This window comes from Edwardsiella piscicida (assembly GCF_021733145.1).
Classification (GTDB): domain Bacteria; phylum Pseudomonadota; class Gammaproteobacteria; order Enterobacterales; family Enterobacteriaceae; genus Edwardsiella; species Edwardsiella piscicida.
In genome coordinates this window covers 382,789-405,686 of record NZ_CP090968.1, presented here as the reverse complement: position 1 = coordinate 405,686, position 22,898 = coordinate 382,789, and the positions used below count along the sequence as shown (strand labels likewise).

Below are 22,898 nucleotides of genomic sequence, written 5' to 3'. Positions count from 1 at the left end.
TCCTCCGTTGTCATCAGCATTCTGCCGCCGGCGCTATACCAGCAACAGTTTATAAAGCGGTGGGTTGTGCTCGATCAGATCGGCCAGGGTGCATTGATCCAGCTCCGCCAGAAAGGCGTCCGTAGCCCGATGCAGCACCTGCTTCAGACGGCACGCCGGGGTAATATGGCAAAACGCCTGCGAACAGTTAACCAGCGTCAGCGGCTCCAGCTCCCGCACCACGTCGCCGATGCGGATCTCGCTCGCCGGCCGCCCCAGGCGGATCCCGCCATGTTTACCGCGCACCGCGGTCACGAAGCCGGCCCGACTCAGCTGGTTGATTATCTTGACCATATGATTGCGCGACACCCCATAGACCTCCGTCACCTGAGTGATGCTGGTCATCTGCCCTTCCGGCAGCGCCGCCATGTATACCAAGGCGCGCAATCCAAAATCGGTAAAACTGGTTAACTGCACGAATACCTCTATTCATCACGCCGCGTTACCGGCCGGTAACGAAGAGGGGAGCGGCGCGCAGGCCCGCTCACCTCGTCCGTCAATGCGGGAAACGCACCCCGCCCGGTCTGCCCACGATCACCGCATGCGGCGGGCGCTGCGTGCGGCGGGCGCTGCGGCGAGGCACACCCTATACTGGATAATAAACCAGCCGGATGAAAGCGACTAATTTATTTAATAAGAACGGTGGATATCGCAACGGTGGGGAGTCGCTCAAAACAACAAACCGGCCATAAGGCCGGTTTGTTGGATAACGCATCGGGTCATTACGCGTCGAACGGGTGACGCAGAACGATCGTCTCTTCGCGGTCGGGACCGGTAGAGATAATATCGACCGGTACACCGGTAACCTCTTCAATGCGTTTGATGTAGTTCAGCGCCGCCTGCGGCAGACCGTCACGCTGCTTCACGCCGAAGGTGCTCTCTTTCCAGCCCGGCAGCACTTCGTAGATCGGCTCAATGCCTTCCCAGCCCTCGGCAGCCAGCGGCGTTACGTCGACTTCGCGGCCATCCGGCAGGCGATAGCCTACGCAGATTTTCACTTCATCCAGACCATCCAGCACATCCAGCTTGGTCAGGCAGAAGCCAGACAGCGAGTTCAGCTCGACGGCGCGGCGCACGGCAACGGCGTCCAGCCAGCCGGTGCGACGGCGACGGCCGGTGGTGGCACCAAACTCGTTGCCCTTCTCGCACAGGAATTCGCCGACGCTATCGAACAGCTCCGTCGGGAACGGACCCGCGCCCACGCGGGTAGAGTACGCTTTCACGATACCCAGCACATAGTCCACACAGCGCGGACCGACGCCGGAACCCGTCGCCACGCCACCGGCGGTGGTGTTGGAGGAGGTCACGTACGGATAGGTACCGTGGTCGATATCCAGCAGAGTGCCCTGGGCACCTTCGAACATCACATATTCGCCGTTGCGATAGGCCTTGTTCAGCAGATCGGCAACGTCAACCACCATGCTGGTCAGCAGGTCGGCAACCGCCATCACTTCGTCCAGCACGCGCTGGTAATCAACGGCATCGACGTGGTAGTAGTTCACCAGCTGGAAGTTATGGTATTCCATAATCTCTTTCAGCTTAACGGCGAAGCTTTCTTTATCAAACAGGTCGCCGACGCGCAGGCCGCGGCGAGCGACTTTGTCTTCATAGGCCGGGCCGATGCCGCGACCGGTGGTGCCGATAGCCTTGGCACCGCGCGCTTTCTCTCGCGCATTGTCCAGCGCAACGTGATACGGCAGGATCAGCGGACAGGCTTCAGAGAGCAGCAGGCGCTCGCGCACCGGTACACCGCGCGCTTCCAGCTCGGTCATTTCGCGCAGCAGCGCATCCGGCGCCAGAACAACGCCGTTGGCAATAATACTGACGACATTTTCGCGCAGAATACCTGAGGGAATCAGATGCAGAACGGTTTTTTCACCGTTAATGACTAGCGTATGGCCCGCGTTGTGCCCGCCCTGATAGCGTACAACATACTTGGCCCGTTCAGTTAAGAGGTCTACGACCTTACCTTTACCTTCGTCACCCCATTGGGTGCCCAGTACGACGACGTTCTTGCCCATTTTAGCTATTCACCACGTTGTTAAAAATGGATTCTACCACCTCATTTTTCAGCTTTCAGCATTTTTCGCACACGATTGCGCAAATTTTGTCTGACATATCAGCCGCCGAGGCGACTACGCAACATGTAGTAGATAACCAGCCCTGCAACCACTAGACCTCCGCCGTAGCGGCGCAATAAACCATCAGGCAGCTGCGCCATCGTGGCGATCATCCGCCGCCAGGCCTGTGGAAATAGCATCGGCCCCAGCCCTTCAACGACCAAAACCAGCGCCAATGCCATCCAAATCGTCGAATTCATTTTTCCCCGCGAACGGTCGCACAGACCGAGTGTCTGAATAAAAGCGCGATTCTATAATCGACACGATGGAATGCAAAAATAAAACCTGCGCTATCCGCAGCATGTCGCAATAGGGTGGAATTTTAAGAACACTCCTTAGCCAATCTCGCGCGACATCCGCTATAATCCGCCAACTTTTTTTTGGAGGCGATATGAAACCTGGGCGCAACCACTTCTTTGACATTCTGCGCGTCGTATCGGTGCTCTTTGTGATCACCTCGCACTACAGCTATATGTTCGATAGCAGCACCGTTCTGACGTTCCCACGCGAATACCTGACGGCGGGCATCGGCCGCCTGGGCGTCTCGTTTTTCTTTATGATCTCCGGCGCGCTCGCCTATCTGTCGCTGCGCAAATACGCGGCCCCCGAATACTATCTGCGCCGCGTCTACTCGGTGCTGATCCCCTATAACATCGCCTACTTTGGTATGGCTCTGCTGCTGCTGGCGCTGGGGGTTTTCTTTACCTATCCCGGTAATCCGCTGGTCGAGGTTGGCCCCAACGGCACCCGCTCGGTGCTGGATATGCTGCCCTCAGTACTCGGCTTCGACCACTATCTGCACGGCGTTTATGAAATTAAGACGGTGTACTTTACCGGAGAGTGGTTTATCGGCTGCATCATCCTGCTGTATGTCATTTCACCACTGATCTACCGCGCCATTGTACGCTACCCGATGTGGACCATGCTGGCTACCGTCGCTATCACACTGATGGCCTATGACACCCGCGTCACCAACCCTTACTGGTCTGCCCAGGTGCGGATCAGCGACTTTACCTTCGGGATGCTGTTTATCCACCTGCAGGCGCAGTTCACCCGCTATGTGCGGCCGCTGGCGCTGATCGGCGCCCTGCTGATCGTCGCCGGCGTCAGCTGGGCCCATATCAGCCACCAGCCGGTGCGCGAGGTGCTGTTCCCGCTGGCGCCGGTAAGCCTGCTGTTTGCCGTCGCCTTCTTCTTTATCGTTCAAGGCGCCTATCAGCTGCTGCATCCGTGGCTCAGTCGGCCGCGGGTCAGCCAGATACTGCTCAGCCTGGCCTCCCGCGCCTATATCATCATGCTGTTGCAGCACGTGATCGTCATCTTCCTCAGCGTCAATATGGACATGTCGGTGCTCAACGCCACCCAGGCCATCGCCCTGTACCTGATCGTGCTGGTCACTATTGAACGGCTGTCGGTCCTGTTCAAACCGCTGGCGGTGAAAACTGAACGGCTACTGATGAACAAGACACTGCGGCGCAGCGCCGGGCACATGCCGGCCGCCTGACAGGAAGGCTAGGCCGCCTGCATGCAAGAGGGATACCCTAGGGTATCCCTTTTTTCATTGAGGCAGCGATGCCCCCCGCCAGAGCACGGGTGCAACGCGCATGGGTTAGGGTTAGGGTTAGGGTTAGGGTTAGGGTTAGGGTTAGGGTTAGGGTTAGGGTTAGGGTTAGGGTTAAGCGCCAGCAGCGACCGCCCATCCCTCGCGTCGCCCAGGCTCCGGAACACCAGCCCCGCGCACCGCATTACGCCGCCCAGATTACGCAGGCAGGGGCGATGCCGAGAAGCGCCCCATCTCGCCGTGGGTTTTTAAGAGACAAAATTCCCCCGGCATAGCCGCAGTTTTCAACAGACAAAAAAAGGGATGCCGCACCGGCATCCCTTCTCACCTAACGCTTAACCCGCGCTTACTTTGCGCTTTTGCCGCCGTCCGGCGACCTCATATACTTGAAGAAGTCGCTGTCCGGGCGCAGTACCATCACATCCTGCCCCCCCTTAAAGCTATTCTCATAGGCTTTCAGGCTGCGGATAAAGGCAAAGAAATCCGGATCCTTACTGAAGGCATTGGCAAACAGCTTCGCCGCCTCGGCATCACCCTCACCGCGAATGATGCGTCCTTCACGCTCCGCGCCCGCCAGGGTACGGGTCACCTCATAGTCTGCGGTCGCGCGCAGCTTCTCAGCCTCTTCCTGCCCCTGTGAACGGTGACGACGGGCTACCGCTTCACGCTCGGCGCGCATACGCTGATAGATAGCGTCGGACACCTCGGTCGGCAGGTTGATCTGCTTGATACGCACGTCCACTACCTGGATCCCCAGGGCCGCCATACTGTTGGGGTTCACCGCCGGCTGCTTGCCGTTGGTCTCCCGCGCCACGCGCGCCGCCGCGCTAGCGATGGCGTCATCGGCCTCCGTCGGCGCCGCCGCATCGTCCACCGTACCGGTGTTCAGGGCATTACGCACGTCTTCCATCAGCTTACCGCGCGAGTCCGTCACGATATCCTTGATATCCAGACGGCCGATCTCGGAGCGCAGACGGTCGCTGAACTTACGCTTCAGCAGCACCTCTGCCTGCGACACATCGCCGCCGCCGGTCGCCAGGTAGTAGCGGCTGAAATCGCTGATGCGCCACTTGATGTAGGAGTCAACGATCAGGTCTTTCTTCTCTTTGGTCACGAAGCGGTCGGCCTGGTTGTCCATCGTCTGGATACGGGCATCCAGCGTCTTAACCGATTCGATAAAAGGTATCTTGAGATGCAGGCCCGGCGCATACACCAGCGGCTTGTTTTCATCATCACGCAGTACCTTACCGAAACGCAGCACGATGCCGCGCTGTCCCTCCTGAACCACAAACAGTGAAGCGTACAGCGCCACCAGCACGACGATGAGAATCACTAACAAAGACTTACGCATTAATAATCTCTCCCCAGTCGAGTGGTATCGTTACGCTGTGCGTTGACGCGACGCTGGTCCATCACGCTGCTGTCCGTGCTGCTGCCCGCGCTGGCCGGCTTGCTGCTGGCCTGCGGCGGATTGAGCCGGATTAGGCTGGTATCTTTACTGTCTCCGGCCTGGCTGGCGCCTTTATCGCCCGAGCGCATGATTTGATCCAGCGGCAGCACCATCAGGTTGTTGCTCTTGTCATCCACCAGCACCTTGCGGGTATGCCCCAGCACGCGCTCCATGGTCTCCAGATACAGACGCTCGCGGGTGATCTCCGGCGATGCCTTGTATTCCGGCAGCAGACGGGAGAAGCGACCCACCTCACCCTGAGCCTCTAGCACGGTACGATCTTTATATGCCTTCGCATCTTCCAAGATACGCTGAGCCTGACCGTTGGCGCGCGGCTGGACTTCGTTAGCGTAGGCTTCAGCCTCACGGATGTACTGCTGTTCGTTTTCACGCGCGGCAATGGCATCGTCAAAGGCAGCCTTCACCTCTTCCGGCGGACGGGCCGCCTGGAAGTTCACGTCCAGAATGGTGATCCCCATGTGGTACGGACGGATGATCTCCTCCAGCACCTTCTGGGTATCGTTACGAATAACGGTACGCCCTTCCGTCAGGATGGTGTCCATGGTGTACTTGCCGATCACCGCGCGCAGGGCGCTGTCCGTAGCCTGACGCAGGCTGTCGTCGGCATTGGTCACGTTAAACAGGTACTCTTCCGGATTGGTCACCCGGTACTGCACGTTCATCTCAACGCGCACGACGTTTTCGTCAGAGGTCAACATGACCCCGGAGGCGGCCAGCTCACGCACCGACTCGACGTTAACCGGAATGACGTCATCGATAAAGGTCGGCTTCCAGTTCAGACCCGGCTGAACCAGGTGGCTGAACTTGCCAAAGCGGGTCACGACGCCACGCTCCGCTTCCTTGATGGTGTAGAAGCCGCTGGCGGCCCAGATAACCACCACCGCCGCGACGGCCAGCCCCACCACTTTTTTACCGCCGATAGACGAACGCGGGGTTCCTGCCGAGCCCGAGCCGCCGCTTTTGCCGCCGCCCAGTCCGCCCAGCTTCTTACTCACTTTACGGAACAGATCATCCAGATCCGGAGGCCCCTGATCGCGCCCCCCTTTATTATTGTTGCCGCCGGAGTTGCCGCCATTGTTATTGCTGCTCCCCCACGGGTCGCGGTTCTGTCCGTTATTACCGGGCTGATTCCACGCCATGCTTCGCTCCATTCTTCATTGATTGGTGTTCCCCAGGACTCAATCTATCAGGCAATTGCTAAACGATAAAGTTTATCAATTCCTGCTGCTGCTTGCAGAGACGACGCCAGTCAACGACCGGCATACGGACCTGTAGTCCGATGCTGCCATCCTCTTCAATCCATTCCTTTTCGATTGCCTGAAGCTGGTAAAAACGGCTGCGCAAACGCCCCGCCGCCGGCGGCAGACGCAGCGTATAGCTGGCAATCTCGCCGCCCAGACGTTCGCTTAACGCCTGGAATAACAAATCCATCCCGCTGGCCTGCTGGGCAGAAACCCAGACCCGCAGCGGACGGTTTTCTTCATCGCGATCGATGCGCGGGACAAAGTCCTGCAGCATGTCGATCTTGTTCATCACCAGCAGTACCGGAATCTCATCGGCTCCGATATCCGCCAGTACGGTATTGACCGCGTCAATATTCTCATCGACCCGCGTGTCCGATGCATCCACTACGTGTAATAAAAGTGAAGCCTGACGGGTTTCCAATAGCGTTGCCTTAAATGCCGCGACCAAATCGTGCGGCAAGTGGCGAATAAAGCCGACCGTATCGGCCAGCACCGTCGGCCCCACGTCATTAACCTCGACGCGGCGCAGGGTAGGATCGAGGGTCGCGAACAGCTGATCGGCGGCATAGACGGTCGCCGACGTCAGCGTATTGAACAGCGTCGACTTCCCCGCGTTGGTATAGCCCACCAGCGACACCGTCGGGATCTCGGCGCGTACGCGCGCTCGACGCCCCTGCTCTCGCTGTTTCTCTACCTTCTCCAGACGCCCGATGATCAAATGGATGCGATCGCGCAGCAGGCGACGGTCGGTCTCCAACTGGGTCTCACCCGGACCGCGCAGGCCGATCCCCCCTTTCTGGCGCTCCAGGTGCGTCCAGCCGCGCACCAGGCGAGTCGCCAGATGACGCAGCTGCGCCAGCTCAACCTGCAGCTTACCTTCATGGGTACGCGCCCGCTGGGCGAAGATATCCAGAATCAGTCCGGTGCGATCGATGACGCGGCACTGGCACAAACGTTCCAGGTTGCGCTCCTGCGCTGGCGACAGCGGGTGGTCGAACAGCACGACGGAGGCCTGGGTTTCGGCGACGGCCTGGGCAATTTCCTGCGCCTTGCCTTCGCCGACAAAATATTTGGGATGGGGCGCCTTGCGGCTACCGGTAATTACGCGCAGCGCCTGTACGCCGGCGGAGGAGACCAGCGATTCAAACTCGCTCAGGTCTTCGCTATCTTTTTCCTGAGAAAAATAGATATGAACCAATACGGCCTGTTCACCGGCTTCGTAACGGTCAAACAAAGGAGGAACCTCTCAAACGGCATAGTCCGATGAGAACGGAGAGCACAGATGACGGCACGCCATCACGGCTCCCCGACGGGACTGACCAACAATACGCCTTATTCAGCGTCATCACTGCCCTGAGTGGGCTGAGACGCGGCCTGACCACCGTGATGGTAGCTGCTGCCTGCGCTGCCCGTACCCGCATTGCCACTGTGGTGGGAAACCGGGCGGGACGGAACAACGGTAGAGATCGCGTGTTTGTAGACCATCTGGCTGACCGTGTTCTTCAACAGAATGACAAACTGATCAAAAGACTCAATCTGGCCTTGCAGCTTAATACCATTCACCAAATAGATCGAAACTGGGACACGTTCACGACGCAGCGCGTTCAAGAACGGGTCTTGTAAAGATTGCCCCTTAGCCATTCTATCTTTTCCTTATTTGCTAGTTGCTTGTTGTATATAACAATCGTTCAGTACTAAGAACCCGATGGTTCTAATCAAAAAAACTGCGTAAAAAATGCGCACGGTGTACTAATGGGTTCACAAGGCCGGGCAAACGCACAGCCATAGCCCAATTGTACACAATCAGTCAAGCGATGCACTAACAACCTGTGCCACGCAATCCAGCGCCTCAGCGGGCTTGTCGCTGTCCAGCCATTGCACTGACTCCCATCCGCGCAGCCAGGTCATCTGCCGCTTCGCCAACTGACGAGTGGCGCATACGCCACGATAAACCATCTCATCATAATCAATTTCACCGGCCAGATAGGACCACATCTGGCGGTAGCCGACGCAGCGTACCGAAGGCAGATCCGGATGCAGATCGCCGCGGGCAAACAGCCTGCGGGCCTCCTGCTCAAACCCGGCCTCCAGCATCTGCTGAAAGCGCAGCGCAATACGCTGATGCAACAGTTCACGGCTCGACGGCGCGATGGCAAACTGGCTGACGGCGTAGGGCAACGCCTCCCCACTCACGCGGGTCAGTTCAGTTAAAGTGTTACCCGAAACGAAAAAAACTTCCAGTGCGCGACTCAGTCTCTGCGGATCATTCGGATGAATACGGGCGGCGGCGACCGGATCAATCCGCGCGAGCTCACGGTGCAGCGCCTCCCAGCCCTGCTCGCGAGCCTGCTGTTCAATGCGTGCCCGCACCGCGGCATCCGCCGGCGGCAGCGGCGACAGCCCCTCCAGCAGCGCCTTATAGTAGAGCATGGTGCCGCCCACCAGCAGCGGAATGCGCCCCTGAGCGCTGATCTGCGCCATCTCGCGCAGCGCATCGGCGCGAAAATCGGCGGCGGAGTAGCTCTGCGTCGGAGAGCGAATGTCGATCAGTCGGTGCGGCGCCCGCGCCAGCTCTTCGGCGCTGGGTTTGGCGGTGCCGATATCCATGCCGCGGTAGATCAGCGCCGAGTCCACGCTAATGATCTCCACCGGGAAACGCTCGCGCAGCGCCATGGCCAGCGCGGTCTTGCCCGAGGCGGTCGGCCCCATGATGAAAATAGCCGGGGGGAGTTTTTGCATCTGCTTGTCGTTACTCATTCAGTTGTTCTTCCTGGCGCAATCGCTCGACGCCGGGCTGTAAATTCAGCGGCTGCAGCAGCGCGCGGGGCGGCGACTGTACCAGCTGGGGACAGAGTCGTTCAAGATCGGCCAACAGCTGCACCGCCTGCGCCACCGTCCAAGGTGCCTCGTCAGCGCTGTGCCAATGCACAGCGAGCCAGTCCGCCAGCGATGCGGCGTCGCACGCAGGAGCCGTCGCCAGATAGCGCAGCATCTGCGGGATCAGACGCGGCAGATTTTGCTGCCGCAGCGGCAGCGGCACCGCGTGCAGCTGCGCATGCTGGCGCTCAGGCTGCAGACGGATCCCCATCTGCTGCAGCAGCGGCTGCTGCGCCTGCAGCGCCTGCCGCTCCGCGGCCTCAAGGGTCAGACGCAGCGGTACCAGCAGAGGCTGCGCCTTCAGCCCCTCATCCGAGGGCTGCAGCTGGGCGCGCAGCAGGCAGCGCCGCGCATAGGACAGGCTGACCAGCGCCACGCCGCGGCGACACTCGGTCAAGGCGACCCCATCGGCGCACAGCGTCAGCACCCGCCCCAGGCTGTCGCCCGGCGCCGCGCGCTCCGCGGCGGTAGAGACCGCCACTGCGGGCGGCTCGGCCGCCGGCAGCGGCGCGCTGGGCGCGGCGACAAACGCGCTATCCGTCTCCCCCGCCGGGGTCGGGCTTGCCGCCAGCAGACGCTGGTACAGTTCGCCCTCCCGGCGGCGGAAAATATCGCCGGCGGGCATACGCGGCGCGGCCGCATGCGCCGGGCGCGGCGCTGACGCGATCGGCGAAGAGGCCGGGCGGTTAAACCGGTTTTCCCCCGCAGAGGCCCGGTTTTCGACGCCCCGCGGCCCCTCGTCCAACGCCGCTCCTGGGGTGGCTAGCGTCGGGTCATCCTGAGCGCTGGCAACCTGCGCCTGCTGCAGCACGTCGACGACGGCTTGATAGATAAAATCGTGCACCAGACGCGCCTGATGAAAGCGCACCTCGTGCTTGGCCGGGTGGACGTTGACATCCACCTGGCGGGGGTCGATCTCCAGATACAGCACGTAGGCGGGCGGCAGCTCATCGCTCAGGCGATCTTGGTAAGCCTGACGGATGGCATGGGTGATCAGCCGATCGCGCATCATCCGTCCGTTAACATAGCAATACTGCAGCTCGCCTATCTGGCGGATAGCCTGCGGCGCGGCCACCCAGCCGTGAATGGCCAGATCGTCATGGCGCCACGCCAGCGCCAGCGCATGCTGCACAAACGCCGTCCCGCAGATCGCCCCCAGACGACGCTCCCGCGCATCGCCCTCCCTGACCGCACGGTACTGGCGCACCGTCTTACCGTTATGCTGCAGCGTCAGGGTTATGTCAAAGCGGGCCAGGGCAATCCGCCGCACCACCTCGTCGATATGGGCAAACTCGGTCTTCTCGGTGCGCAGGAACTTGCGCCGGGCCGGGGTGTTATAAAACAGATCCAGCACCTCTAGCGTGGTGCCAACCGGGTGCGCCGCCGGTTTGACCGTCACCGCCATCTCTCGCCCTTCGGCATAGGCCTGCCAGGCCTCCGCCTGCCCTTCAGGGCGCGAGGTCATCGTCAAACGGGATACCGAGCTGATGCTAGCCAGCGCCTCACCGCGAAATCCCAGGCTGACGATCGCCTCAAGATCATCCAACGTACTGATCTTACTGGTAGCATGCCGAGCCAGCGCCAGCGCCAACTCCGCCTTGCCGATGCCGCTGCCGTTATCCCGGATACGGATCAGCTTGGCGCCGCCGCGCTCAATGTCGATATCGATGCGCGTCGCACCGGCATCCAGGCTGTTCTCGACCAGCTCTTTGACCACCGATGCCGGACGCTCCACCACCTCGCCGGCGGCAATTTGGTTCGCCAGCTGCGGCGGCAGGATCTGAATCGGCATAGGGATCTCCTTCGGGGTTAACGCGACGGAATGCGCAGCCGTTGCCCCAGCTGCACCTCGTCACTCTTCATCTTGTTGGCCTGACGCAGGGCATCCATGCTGACCCCATAGTGGGCCGCAATGCGCGTCAGGGTATCGCCGCGCTTCACCAGATGGATACGCGGGGCGCTGGCCGCGGCGGGCTGGGCACTACCGCCGGCGCTCGGCACCTTGAGGCGCTGCCCGACCCAGACCCCCTCTTTTTTCAGGTTATTGAGCCGCATCATCCCGCTCAGGGTCGAGCCATAGCGATTGGCGATCCCCAGCAGCGTCTCCCCGCGCTTCACCACGTGGATCTCGCTGGCGGAAGGGGCTACCGCCGCGGCCGCCGCGACGTTACCGGCCGCGCTGGCTGGCTGCGGCCGGTTTTCCACCTTTGGGCCGCTTTGCAACGGATGCGCCAGGAAGTAGCTGCGCACCCCCAGATAGATCGCCCGGGCAATCCGCTCCTGATGCTGGCCATTTCCCAGCTGGCGCTCCCCTTCGCTGTTGCTGATAAATCCGGTCTCCACCAGCAGGGAGGGAATATCCGGCGAACGGAGCACCCCAAGGCTGGCATGCTCCGGATGGCGCTTATGCAGGCGCACCACGCTTTGCATTTGGCGCAGCACCTGCACCGCCACGTCATAGCCGACCCGCTGCGAGTGGCCGAACTGCAGATCGAGCACCGTCTGGCTCAGGTATTTATCCTGATTACTGTTCGCCAGCACGTCGCCGGCGCCGCCCAGCAGCTCGGACTGTTTCTCATGCTGCTCCAGCCACCCGGCCATCTCGCTATTGGCTCGTCGGTTCGAGAGCACCCAGACGGAGGCGCCGTTCGCGCTGCGATTGGGCGCCGCATCGGCATGGATCGAAATCAGCAGGTTCGCCTTCTGGCGACGGGCGACGTCCGAACGCCCCATCACGGAGATGAAGTAGTCGCCGCTGCGAGTCAGCACCGGCTGAAACATCGGATCGTCATCCATCAGCCCCCGCAGGCGTCGCGCGATCGCCAGCGTCACCTCTTTTTCCCGCAGTCCATCCTGGCCGATGGCGCCGGGATCCTGTCCCCCGTGTCCGGCATCGATCGCCACGACGATCTTCGAGCCGTCATAGCGCCCGGATTTTTTTACCGCGCTCACCGGTACCGATGGCAGCGGCGCCGCGGCGGGCGCAAGCGCGGGTGCCGCCGCCTGACGCGGACGAGAGTGGAATGGGTTTTTGCCCGTCGAGGCGGGAGGAGAGGCGGGAGCCACGGCCGCCCGACTTTCCGCCCGCAGCGTCAGCACGGCGCGATTACCGCTGCGCGCCACCGAAACCCGGGGACGCTGCGTCGTGTCCAGCACCAGTAGCACCTTGCCGGCGCGCTGCTCGCCGCCATCCCGGATGCGGCTGAGCATATTCTCTCCGCTGAACTGCATCGGCAGTCCGCCGGTGATCCGCTTGCTGTCGGCGATCTCGACCAGCACCCGATCCGGGTTACGCTCGATACGATGACTCAGCTCAGGGGGGGCATTAAAGGTCAGCGTCACCACCGCCTGACGATCACCGTTGCTCACCTGAATATTGGTCAGCTGGGCGGCTCCGGCCATCGTAGCCAGACACCATCCCAGCGCCAGGGGTAACGTAATGCGCAAAAACCGCTGCAACACCCTCATCCGTGCCCGTCCCTTATTGCCCGTTCAATGCGGCCAAAACGCTCTGGCCGTGTACGCTGTGCGCTTCAATCACCGCCTGGCGGCCGCCGCCGGTATAGGTCAGATGCAGGGTGATATCAGGCTCCGGTAAAAAGCCCATGCCCTGCTGCGGCCACTCCACCAGCAGCAGCGCATCTTGGGCAAAGTAGTCGCGGATCCCCATAAACTCCAGCTCTTCGGGATCGGCCAAGCGATACAGATCAAAGTGATACACCGGACGCGGCGCGAGCAGATAGGGCTCCACCAGCGTATAGGTCGGGCTTTTCACCGTTCCCTGATGCCCCATGGCCTGCAGGAAACCGCGGCTGAAGGTGGTTTTACCCGCCCCCAGATCGCCGTACAGATAAATTACAGTGGCGCGCTGGCAGGCCCGCGCCAGCGCGCCGCCCAGGGCAATGGTTGCCGCTTCATCCGGCAGTTGCAGTACGATACTTGTCATAGTTGTGTTGTGCGTTCTGGTAGTTCAAATTCAAGGATTAGCCCAACGCCTGATCTCAGGCAGTAGGTCACTGGCCAGCATACCCCGCTCGCCGTCGCGCCGCGCAGCGGCGTCGGCAGCCACGCCGTGTAACACGGCGCCGGCGCAGGCTGCATCATACAGCGTGAGCTTTTGCGCCAGCAAACCGCCAATGATACCAGAGAGTATGTCACCCATACCGCCGCTTGCCATCCCAGGATTACCGATATCAGCAATTGCGCAGCGCGCGTCATCCGCGATCAGCGTACCGGCGCCCTTGAGAAGCGCCACCCCGCCATAGCGTCGCTGCAGCGCCCGTACCGCCGCGGGCCGATCGTTTTCCACATCGGCAATACCGCAGCCGAGCAGACGCGCCGCCTCGCCGGGGTGCGGCGTCATCACTCGCCATTCACAGACGCTGGGCGCACCGGACAACAGGTTCAGGGCGTCGGCATCCCACAGCATCGGCTTACGCACCGACGCCAGCGCAGCCAAGGCCCTCTGCCCCCACTCGCCCTGCCCCAGCCCCGGGCCCACCACCACCACCTCGGCCCAGCTCAGCGCCTCCTTCAGCGTATCCGGGCTCAGCGCTTTCACCATCAGCTCCGGCGCCGCGGCCAGCAGCGGGGCGACGTGCTCCGCCCGGGTCAATACCCGGACCAGCCCGGCACCGCTGCGCAGCGCGGCCTGCCCGGCCAGACGAATCGCGCCGCCCATACCGCTGTCGCCGCCGATCAGCAGCAGTCGACCGTTGTCCCCCTTATGCGCCAGCGGCGATCGCGGTGCCAGCCAACGCGGCAGACAGTGTCCATCCAAGCGCTGCAGCGGCCAGTCCTGCTGCGCCAGCCACGGCGTCAACCCCAACGGATCGCAGTGCAGCTGCCCGACGACCGCCCGCGCCAGCCCGGTCAACAGCCCCGGCTTGAGACAGATAAAGCTCTGGGTATGATCGGCCCGCACCACGGCTCCGGCCGCCGCGCCCGTATCGGCATTCAGCCCGGAGGGCAGATCGACGGAGAGCACCGGCGCAGGGTGGGCGTTTATCGCGGTAATCAGCCCGTCATAGGGGGCCCGCGGTGCGGCCGACAGACCGATGCCCAGCAGCGCATCCACGATCACCTCTGCCGCCGGCAGGGGCAGCGATGCCGCGATCTCACTGCCGCCGCACTGCAGCCACTGCGCACGGGCCTGCTGCGCCTCCGGCGGCAGGGGAGAGTGTCCCGCCACCGCCATCAGCGTGACCTGCAGGCCGCTGGCGCGCGCCAGGCGTGCGATCACATAGCCATCGCCGCCGTTATTACCGTGACCGCACAGGATCAGCCAGCGGCGGGAGGTGGGGTAGCACTGGCGCCCACGGTTAAAAGCAGCCAGGCCAGCGCGCTGCATCAGCGTCGCCAGCGTGATCCCCTGCGCCGCGGCCGCGCGCGCCTCGGCGTTGCGAACCCAGTCCGCGGGCGCCACATAGTGTGATAAACTGTCGGCGTTCCGGTTGCAAGAATGGCCCATCATGACTCATCCCCTCGATCTGCATCAGTTAGCCCAACATATCAAGCAATGGGGTCTATCGCTAGGCTTCCAGCAGGTCGGGATCAGCGACACGGATCTCCGCGCCGAAGAGGCGCCGCTACAGGCGTGGCTGGACAGCGGCTACCATGGAGAGATGGAGTGGATGGCGCGCCACGGTATGATGCGCGCCCGGCCGGACGAGCTGCTGCCCGGCACGCTGCGGGTGATCAGCGTACGCATGAACTACCTGCCGCCCAGCGCCGCCTTTGCCTCGACCCTGAAAGATCCGACGCTGGGCTACATCAGCCGCTATGCGCTGGGCCGCGACTACCATAAGGTGCTGCGCGCTCGGCTCAAAAAGCTGGGTGAGATGATCCAGGCGTACTGCGGTGAGCTCCATTTCCGCCCCTTCGTGGACTCGGCGCCGCTGCTGGAGCGCCCGCTGGCCGCCAAGGCGGGACTGGGCTGGACAGGAAAACATTCGCTGCTGCTCAACCCGCAGGCCGGCTCCTGGTTCTTTCTTGGCGAACTGTTAATCGATCTGCCGCTGCCCGTCGATACGCCGCAGACGGCGCAGTGCGGCCGCTGCGTCGCCTGTATCACCACCTGCCCGACCGACGCCATCGTCGCCCCCTATAAGGTCGACGCGCGCCGCTGCATCTCCTACCTGACGATCGAGCTGGAGGGTCCCATCCCCGAGGCGCTGCGACCCCTGCTCGGTAATCGCATCTACGGCTGCGATGACTGCCAGATGATTTGCCCGTGGAACCGCCTGGCTCCGCTGAGCGAGGAGGCCGACTTTCTGCCGCGGGCGGCGCTGCACGCACCGGCGCTAACCACCCTGTTCGCCTGGGATGAGTCGACCTTTCTGCGGATGACCGAAGGCTCGCCCATTCGACGCATCGGCTATCAGCGCTGGCTGCGCAACCTGAGCGTCGCCCTGGGCAACGCGCCCTATGATGCCCATATCGTCACCCTGCTACAGCAGCGCCTGGGCATCAGCGCGCTGTTGGATGAGCATATTCACTGGGCGCTGGCGCAGCAGCGGCAAAAACGCGCGGCGCAAGCGGTAGAGGTCATCAGCAGTCAGCAGCGCCGGCTTATTCGTGCGGTAGATAAAGGGCTGCCGCGCGACGCCTAATGACAAAAAAGCGCTGGGCCGGTTGGCGCAGCGCTGTGCATAAAAATAGAATTCTTTTGTTATTCAATCCACACTGCGGACGCAAACGTTCCACATCGCTATTTTCATTTCAATTTATTATTTTATATCAATGACTTATATTGCGGTGCGTTTTTTGTACGCCGACGTGCACGGTGAGGGAAAGCGCATAAGCTGTGGATAAGTCTGTTTATGAAAGTGTGAACAGTCACGGCGGGCACCGTCTCTCGACGCTGTTGATAAATCAGATGAGGAAAACAAAAGAAGAAAATTGGAGCGGGAAACGAGACTCGAACTCGCGACCCCAACCTTGGCAAGGTTGTGCTCTACCAACTGAGCTATTCCCGCAGAGTGATGCTTCTGGCATCGACACCATAACAGTAACGGTGTTTAGAAGTTTGGAGCGGGAAACGAGACTCGAACTCGCGACCCCAACCTTGGCAAGGTTGTGCTCTACCAACTGAGCTATTCCCGCAATGGTACTGCTTTTTTTCATCCAGCCGCACGGCGGCCTTCTAAATTTGGAGCGGGAAACGAGACTCGAACTCGCGACCCCAACCTTGGCAAGGTTGTGCTCTACCAACTGAGCTATTCCCGCGTCGCATAGCGGACGGTGTGCGTTTGAAAAACTTCACAATTCCGTCTCGGTACGGGGAGCGCATTATACGGAGATTTTCGTCCCCCGCAAGCCCCTTTCGCGAAAAAATCGTATAAATCGACTGACTGACGATAAAAACGCCCGGATGCGCAGATTATCGACGCCCGGGCGTGCCACGGCGCTATAGCTGGATAAAATGCGTACGGTAATACGCCAGTTCAGCCACCGATTCACGAATGTCGTCCAGCGCCTGATGGGTATTCTTCTTCTTGAACCCCTCCAGGATCTCCGGCTTCCAACGACGCGCCAGCTCTTTCAGGGTACTCACGTCCAGATAGCGATAGTGGAAATAGCGCTCCAGCTCCGGCATATAGCGGAACAGAAAGCGACGATCCTGACCGACGCTGTTGCCACAGATCGGAGAGACACCGGCGGGTACCCACTGACGCAAAAAGTCGAGGGTCGCCTGTTCCGCCGCCGCGTCATCGTACTGACTGGCCTTCACCCGCGCCACCAGCCCGCTGGCGGTGTGGGTACGCACATTCCACTCATCCATTAGCGCCAGCTGGGCGTCATCCTGATGCAGCGCAATCACCGGCCCCTCCGCCAGCACGTTCAGATCGGCATCCGTCACCAGCGTCGCGATCTCGATGATCCGGTCGCGCTGCGGATCCAGTCCGGTCATTTCCAGATCGATCCAAATCAAACGCGTTTCACTTGCACTCATAGCTCCCCCGGCAAATAGTATTCAATGGCACGGCGTGTCCGCGCGATCGCGATGACGCTCAATTGCGGGACACAGCCCAGCGTGTATCATAGACACTTTACGCGCTGCGGGCGATCGCCGCAGCGCATCAAAAACAGAGTGAGGCGCAGTTGAGTAAGAAAAGACTATCGCACGGCCAGCAGCGACGGGTGCATGCCAATCACCAGCGTCGTCTGCAGCAGACGGACAATAGCGCAGAGATGGACGACAGCCTGTTCGGTGACGCCCAGGACGGGATTGTCGTCAGCCGTTTCGGCAAACATGCCGACGTTGAGGCCGCCGATGGCACTCAGCAGCGCTGCAACATCCGCCGTACCCTGCCATCGCTGGTGACCGGCGATCGGGTGGTCTGGCGCGCCGCGCTGCAGGCCGGCAGCAAAGGGATCGTCGAGGCCGTTCATCCGCGCAGCTCGGTACTGACGCGCCCGGACTACTACGATGGGGTAAAGCCCATCGCCGCCAATATCGATCAGATCGTCATCGTCTCGGCTATCCTGCCGGAGCTGTCGCTGAACATCATCGATCGCTATCTGGTCGCCTGTGAAACCCTCTGCGTCGAGCCGCTGATCGTGCTGAACAAGGTCGATCTGCTGGACGACGAGGGGCGCGAGTTTGTCGAACAGGCGATGGCGATCTACCGCCACATCGGCTACCGGGTCGTACTGGTCTCCAGCCACAGCGGCGAAGGCATGGCGCAGCTGCAGGCGCTGCTCACCCAGCGCATCAGCATCTTCGCCGGCCAATCCGGCGTGGGCAAATCCAGCCTGCTCAACGCGCTGCTGCCGGCGCTGGAGAGCCAGATCGAGGTCGGCGCCGTCTCCGATAACTCCGGTTTGGGCCAGCACACCACCACCGCGGCCCGCCTGTATCACTTTCCGCACGGCGGTGACGTGATCGACTCGCCCGGCGTCCGTGAATTTGGTCTGTGGCATCTGGATGCGGAGCAGATAACCCAAGGATTCATTGAGTTCCGTGACTACCTGGGCAGCTGCAAGTTCCGCGACTGTAAACACGGCAACGATCCGGGCTGTGCCCTGCGAGAGGCGGTCGCGCGCGACGATATCGCAGAAACGCGCTTTGACAACTATCATCGTATTCTTGAGGGGATGGCGCAGGTTAAACTGCGTAAGAACTTCGGCAACGGCGACAGCTAACGCCGCTGCCCGGCCCGCGGTGGCCGACATGACGTCACAGGTGCCCCGCGCGGGCGTGAACAATGTATTATCCGGCTATGCTACGCATAGCCGGTAGATTCTTCTGTTGGATAAAGAGGCTAACGTGCTCGATAGCATTAAAATCAGACTGCAATATCTACTGCCGAAACAGGGGCTGACGCGCCTGGCCGGCTGGGCCGCCGATAAACAGGCCGGCTGGCTGACCCAGAGCGCCATCAAGGGCTTTGCCCGCTATTACGGCATCAATATGCAGGAAGCGCTTTACCCTGATCCGGCGCACTACAAGACCTTCAACGACTTCTTCGTCCGCCCGCTGCGCGACGGGGTACGCCCCCTCGCCGAGTTTGACGATGGCGTCGTGCTGCCCGCCGACGGAGCCATCAGCCAGCTGGGTCCCATTGACGCGGATCGCATCCTGCAGGCCAAGGGCCATGACTATACGCTGGAGGCGCTGCTGGCCGGACAGTATCCGCTGGCGGACACCTTCCGCGGCGGTCAGTTCGTCACCACCTACCTGTCACCGCGCGATTATCACCGGGTGCATATGCCCTGCGATGGTCAGCTGCGCGAAATGATTTATGTCCCGGGCGATCTGTTCTCCGTCAACCCGCTGACCGCCGCCAACGTGCCCAATCTGTTCGCCCGCAACGAGCGGCTGATCTGTATCTTTGATACCGCCTTCGGCCCTCTGGCACAGATCCTGGTCGGCGCAACCATCGTCGGCAGCATCGAAACCGTCTGGGGCGGCTGCGTAAACAGCGAGCGTGCCGGTATTATCCGCCGCTGGACCTATCCGGCCGAAGGCGAGCACGCCGTCGCGCTGAAGAAGGGCCAGGAGATGGGCCGCTTCAAGCTGGGCTCAACGGTGATCAACCTATTCGCCCCCGGCCGCATCCAGTTTGACCGCGCCCTGAGCGCCGGCAGCATCACCCGGATGGGGCGTGAACTGGGCCATGCACCGGCCGCCGCGCAGGAATCCGCTGCCGACCCAGAGTCCGCATAATCCCCCGGCGCGGCGCCTATCGCCGCGCCCGTACCCAGCAACGGCGAGGGCCGACCATGCGCCAGATCCTCCAACGTATTCTGCTGAGCGGCCTGTTGCTGCTACTGCTACCGGGGCTGGCGCAGGCGACGCTGAATGAACGCCAGCTGGCGTTGGATCTCAAGCAAGCCGAGGCGGCCAAAAGCGCGCCCGCACAGGCCGAAACCGTCGACGCCTTGCAAAGCGCCCTCGGATGGATAGACGAGGCCAAGGCCTCCGCCCAGCGCACCCAGCAATACCGCCGCGCCATCAGTGATTTTCCACGCCTGACCCGCGAACTGCGTCAGCAGCTCAGCGATGAAAGCCAGCCGCCCGCCCCAGCCGCCCTGCCGCCCGCCAGCGACGCGGAGCAGCGCATGCTACAGATCAGCAGCCAGCTGCTGGAGGTCGCCCGCCAGCTCCAGCAGGAGCAGGATCGCGCGCGCGACATCAGCGACTCCCTGAGCCAGGTGGCGCAAAAACAGGCCGCGACGCGTAAAGCGCTGAGCGAGGCAGAGCGCCGCCTGCAGGCGCTGACCGTCACGGAGACGGCGCTCTCCCAGGCCCAGTCCGCCCAGCTGCAGGCCGAAGTCGCCGCCCGCAAGGCGCAGGTCGATGAGCTAGAGCTGGAGCAGCTATCGGCCAACAATCGCCAGGAGCTGATCCGCCTGCAGAGCGAAGTGCTCAGCCGGCGTCATGAGCGCCTCGATCTGCAGCTGCAGGGGCTACGCAACAGCCTCAACAGCCAGCGCCAGCGCGATGCCGAGGAGGCGCTGGAGCGCACCCGTCGCCTAGTCGAGCAAAGCGACAACCTGCCGCGCTCGATCGTTGAGCAGCTCACCATCAACCAGACCCTGTCGCGCGATCTCAACCACCAGGCGCAGCGGCTGGACGATATCGCCGGGCGCCAGCGCACTATCGCCGGGCAGACCCAGCAGGTTCGCCTGGCCCTCAACACGCTGCGTGAGCAGGCGCAGTGGCTGAGCGTCTCGCCAGCGCTGGGTGAGACGCTGCGCGATCGCCTGGCGCGGCTGCCGGAGATGCCCAAGCCGCAGCAGCTGGACAGCGACATGGCGCGCCTGCGCGTTCAGCGCCTACGCTATGAGGCGCTGCTGGATAAACTCGCCCCCGCCAGCGACTATCGCCAAAACGACGGCGAGCCGCTCAGCGGCGCACAGCAGCGCCTGCTGGCCCCCCAGTTGGCGACCCAGCGCGAGCTGCTCAACTCCCTGCTGTCAGGCTGCGATAGCCAAATTCTGGAGCTGACCAAGCTCAAGGTCGCCAATACCCAGCTCATCGAGGCCCTGACGGAGGTGCGCGAGGCAACCCACCGTTACCTGTTCTGGGCGGCGGACATCGATCCGGTCGGGCTGGGCTACCTGCTGACCACCCTGCGGGCGCTGGATCGTCTGCTGTCGCTGGACACCCTGTCCCAGCTCAGCCAGGCCACCATGATGATGCTGACCGACCGCACCACTCTGCTGCCGCTGTGTGCGGCCCTGCTGCTCGTCGGGTTCAGCGTCTATTCGCGCCGCTACTACAGCGCGTTTCTGGCGCGCGCCGCCGGGCGCGTCGGCAAGGTCAATCAGGATCACATCTCGCTGACCCTGCGTACCCTGCTGTGGTCGATACTGGTCGCGCTGCCGCTGCCGGTGCTGTGGGCCGCCGTAGGCTACGGGCTGAGCAACGCCTGGCCCTATCCGGTGGCCGTCGCCATCGGCGAAGGGGTCAGCGCAGCGTTGCCGGTGCTGTGGGCCTTTATGATCAGCGCCGCCTTCTCCCGCGACAGTGGGCTGTTCATTGTCCACTTCGGCTGGGGCGAACGTCAGGTGCGGCGCGCCATGCGCTATTACCGCATGTCTATCTGGCTTATCGTACCGCTGCTGATGGCCGTGGTGACCTTCAACAATCTGGCCGATCGCAGCTTTACCGCGACCCTCGGCCGCGCCTGCTTCATCATGCTGTGCCTGGCTCTGCTGCTGCTGACCACCAGCCTGCGCCGCGCCGGCATTCCGCTCTACCTCAATCGCGCAGGCTCCGGTGAAAATCTGCTGAATCACCTGCTGTGGGGAGGACTGCTATGCGCGCCGGCGGCGGCGATCCTGGCCGCGCTGCTCGGCTACCTCGGCGCGGCGCAGGTACTGCTGGCGCGCTTGGAGACCTCCGTCGCCATCTGGTTCTGCCTGCTGATGGTCTATTCGGTGATCCGACGCTGGATGTTAATCCAACGCCGGCGCATCGCCTTCGAACGGGCCAAGCAGCGGCGCGCCGAGCGGTTGGAGAAGCGCAGCCGCCATGATGAGGATGGCCTACATCCCGCCGGCGTCGAAGGCAGCCAAGAGGTCGACGAGAGCGTGGTGGATCTGGACGCCATCAGCGAGCGCTCCCTGCGGCTGGTGCGATCGATCCTGACGATGATCGCGCTGGTTTCGCTGATCTGGCTATGGTCAGAGCTGCATTCAGCCTTCGCCTTCCTAGAGAACATTCGCCTGTGGGACGTCACCGCCAGCGGCGTCGGCGGCGAGACCCTGCAGCCGATCACCCTGGGCGCCGTGCTGATCGCCATTCTGGTGATCCTGGTCACCATTCAGCTGGTCAAAAATCTGCCGGCCCTGCTGGAGCTGGGGCTACTGCAGCACTTAGAGCTGAGCCCCGGCACCGGCTATGCCATCACCACCATCACCAAATACCTGCTGATGATCGTCGGCGGCCTGATCGGCTTTTCGCTGCTGGGGATCGAGTGGTCTAAGCTGCAGTGGCTGGTGGCGGCGCTGACCGTCGGCCTGGGCTTCGGCCTTGGGGAGATCTTCGGCAACTTTATCTCGGGCCTGATCATCCTGTTTGAAAAACCGATCCGCATCGGCGATACGGTAACCATTCGCGATCTGACCGGGACCATCACCCGTATCAATACCCGGGCCACCACCATCTCTGACTGGGATCGTAAAGAGATCATCGTGCCCAACAAGGCCTTTATCATGGAGCAGTTTATCAACTGGTCCTTAAGCGATCCCATCACCCGCGTGGTGCTGACGGTGCCCGCGGAGGCCAGCGCCAACAGCCAGCGGGTAACCGAGCTGCTGCTGCAGGCGGCCGGACAGTGTTCACTGGTGCTGGCGACCCCGGCGCCGGAGGTCTATCTGGTCGATATTCAGCAGGGGATCCAGATCTTCGAACTGCGCATCTACGCCTCGGAGATGGCGCACCGTATGCCGCTGCGCCACGAGCTGCACCAGCTGATCTTGGCCGCCTACCGCCAGCACGATCTGGTGCTGCCGTTCCCGCCGATCCAAATCGGCAGCGACTCGCTGCGCCAGGTCCGCGGCGGTCAACGGCGCGGCTTTAGCGCCGGCGGCGTATGACGGACATAAAAAAACCCGCGCCGAGCGCGGGTCTG

At 62.1% G+C, this 22,898-nt stretch carries 18 protein-coding genes and 3 tRNA genes; 5 read left to right on the top strand and 16 right to left on the bottom strand.

The window, feature by feature from the left end; all coding sequences use genetic code 11:
* Window positions 1-33: 33 nt before the first annotated feature.
* The 3 genes from nsrR to L1P05_RS01770 all read right to left on the bottom strand — a co-directional run bounded on the left by nsrR (window position 34) and on the right by L1P05_RS01770 (window position 2,359).
* On the bottom strand, window positions 34-456 hold the full coding sequence (nsrR, locus tag L1P05_RS01780; RefSeq protein ID WP_015460799.1) for a nitric oxide-sensing transcriptional repressor NsrR: 423 nt from the start codon (window positions 454-456) through the stop codon (window positions 34-36).
* A gap of 305 nt (window positions 457-761) precedes the next feature.
* The gene (locus tag L1P05_RS01775) at window positions 762-2,060 is read right to left on the bottom strand and encodes an adenylosuccinate synthase (RefSeq protein WP_012847234.1); all 1,299 of its coding nucleotides are present in this window, start codon (window positions 2,058-2,060) and stop codon (window positions 762-764) included.
* 98 nt (window positions 2,061-2,158) lie between these two features.
* Entirely contained in the window at window positions 2,159-2,359 is a 201-nt protein-coding gene (locus tag L1P05_RS01770; RefSeq protein WP_015460798.1) for a DUF2065 domain-containing protein, read from the bottom strand.
* 191 nt (window positions 2,360-2,550) lie between these two features.
* Here L1P05_RS01770 and L1P05_RS01765 point away from each other — a divergent pair, with 191 nt between their 5' ends.
* The gene (locus tag L1P05_RS01765) at window positions 2,551-3,663 is read left to right on the top strand and encodes an acyltransferase family protein (RefSeq protein ID WP_012847232.1); all 1,113 of its coding nucleotides are present in this window, start codon (window positions 2,551-2,553) and stop codon (window positions 3,661-3,663) included.
* 403 nt (window positions 3,664-4,066) lie between these two features.
* On the opposite strand, the gene hflC is transcribed toward L1P05_RS01765, so the two are convergent.
* The 9 genes from hflC to nnr form a co-directional block, all read right to left on the bottom strand.
* Window positions 4,067-5,071, bottom strand: a complete 1,005-nt coding sequence (gene hflC / locus L1P05_RS01760) for a protease modulator HflC (protein WP_012847231.1) — start codon at window positions 5,069-5,071, stop codon at window positions 4,067-4,069.
* Window positions 5,071-6,330, bottom strand: coding sequence for an FtsH protease activity modulator HflK (gene hflK, locus L1P05_RS01755; RefSeq protein ID WP_015460797.1), 1,260 nt, complete (start codon window positions 6,328-6,330; stop codon window positions 5,071-5,073). The genes hflC and hflK overlap by 1 nt, the downstream gene beginning before the upstream one ends.
* Window positions 6,331-6,388: 58 nt before the next feature.
* A complete protein-coding gene (gene hflX, locus L1P05_RS01750) occupies window positions 6,389-7,669 on the bottom strand; it encodes a ribosome rescue GTPase HflX (RefSeq protein ID WP_012847229.1) in 1,281 nt (426 codons plus the stop codon).
* 98 nt (window positions 7,670-7,767) lie between these two features.
* A complete protein-coding gene (hfq, locus tag L1P05_RS01745; protein ID WP_014524170.1) occupies window positions 7,768-8,076 on the bottom strand; it encodes an RNA chaperone Hfq in 309 nt (102 codons plus the stop codon).
* 162 nt (window positions 8,077-8,238) lie between these two features.
* A complete protein-coding gene (gene miaA, locus L1P05_RS01740; RefSeq protein WP_012847227.1) occupies window positions 8,239-9,192 on the bottom strand; it encodes a tRNA (adenosine(37)-N6)-dimethylallyltransferase MiaA in 954 nt (317 codons plus the stop codon).
* Window positions 9,185-11,104 (bottom strand): DNA mismatch repair endonuclease MutL, encoded by a 1,920-nt coding sequence (mutL, locus tag L1P05_RS01735; protein ID WP_012847226.1) that lies wholly within the window; start codon window positions 11,102-11,104, stop codon window positions 9,185-9,187. Before mutL ends, miaA begins: the two co-directional genes overlap by 8 nt.
* A 17-nt stretch (window positions 11,105-11,121) precedes the next feature.
* Complete coding sequence (gene amiB / locus L1P05_RS01730) at window positions 11,122-12,780, bottom strand: N-acetylmuramoyl-L-alanine amidase AmiB (RefSeq protein WP_034168774.1); 1,659 nt, start codon at window positions 12,778-12,780, stop codon at window positions 11,122-11,124.
* A gap of 13 nt (window positions 12,781-12,793) precedes the next feature.
* Window positions 12,794-13,258 (bottom strand): tRNA (adenosine(37)-N6)-threonylcarbamoyltransferase complex ATPase subunit type 1 TsaE, encoded by a 465-nt coding sequence (gene tsaE, locus L1P05_RS01725; RefSeq protein ID WP_012847224.1) that lies wholly within the window; start codon window positions 13,256-13,258, stop codon window positions 12,794-12,796.
* 30 nt (window positions 13,259-13,288) lie between these two features.
* Window positions 13,289-14,785: a bifunctional ADP-dependent NAD(P)H-hydrate dehydratase/NAD(P)H-hydrate epimerase gene (gene nnr / locus L1P05_RS01720; RefSeq protein ID WP_012847223.1), complete on the bottom strand. Its 1,497-nt coding sequence runs from the start codon at window positions 14,783-14,785 to the stop codon at window positions 13,289-13,291.
* Here nnr and queG point away from each other — a divergent pair.
* Window positions 14,784-15,923: a tRNA epoxyqueuosine(34) reductase QueG gene (gene queG / locus L1P05_RS01715; RefSeq protein ID WP_012847222.1), complete on the top strand. Its 1,140-nt coding sequence runs from the start codon at window positions 14,784-14,786 to the stop codon at window positions 15,921-15,923. The two genes, nnr and queG, sit on opposite strands and share 2 nt — an antisense overlap.
* A 290-nt stretch (window positions 15,924-16,213) precedes the next feature.
* On the opposite strand, the gene L1P05_RS01710 is transcribed toward queG, so the two are convergent.
* The 4 genes from L1P05_RS01710 to orn form a co-directional block, all read right to left on the bottom strand.
* Window positions 16,214-16,289: transfer RNA gene (locus tag L1P05_RS01710), tRNA-Gly, on the bottom strand.
* A 51-nt stretch (window positions 16,290-16,340) separates the two neighbouring features.
* Window positions 16,341-16,416: transfer RNA gene (locus L1P05_RS01705), tRNA-Gly, on the bottom strand.
* Between the two features lie 47 nt (window positions 16,417-16,463).
* Window positions 16,464-16,539: transfer RNA gene (locus tag L1P05_RS01700), tRNA-Gly, on the bottom strand.
* A 181-nt stretch (window positions 16,540-16,720) separates the two neighbouring features.
* Window positions 16,721-17,266: an oligoribonuclease gene (gene orn / locus L1P05_RS01695; RefSeq protein ID WP_012847220.1), complete on the bottom strand. Its 546-nt coding sequence runs from the start codon at window positions 17,264-17,266 to the stop codon at window positions 16,721-16,723.
* A gap of 149 nt (window positions 17,267-17,415) precedes the next feature.
* Between orn and rsgA the strand changes: the two genes are divergently transcribed.
* From rsgA to mscM, 3 genes are all read left to right on the top strand, one after another.
* Entirely contained in the window at window positions 17,416-18,459 is a 1,044-nt protein-coding gene (gene rsgA / locus L1P05_RS01690) for a small ribosomal subunit biogenesis GTPase RsgA (protein WP_034168767.1), read from the top strand.
* A 124-nt stretch (window positions 18,460-18,583) separates the two neighbouring features.
* Window positions 18,584-19,483: an archaetidylserine decarboxylase gene (gene asd / locus L1P05_RS01685; RefSeq protein ID WP_045474227.1), complete on the top strand. Its 900-nt coding sequence runs from the start codon at window positions 18,584-18,586 to the stop codon at window positions 19,481-19,483.
* A 56-nt stretch (window positions 19,484-19,539) separates the two neighbouring features.
* Window positions 19,540-22,863, top strand: a complete 3,324-nt coding sequence (mscM, locus tag L1P05_RS01680; RefSeq protein WP_012847217.1) for a miniconductance mechanosensitive channel MscM — start codon at window positions 19,540-19,542, stop codon at window positions 22,861-22,863.
* Window positions 22,864-22,898 lie beyond the last annotated feature (35 nt).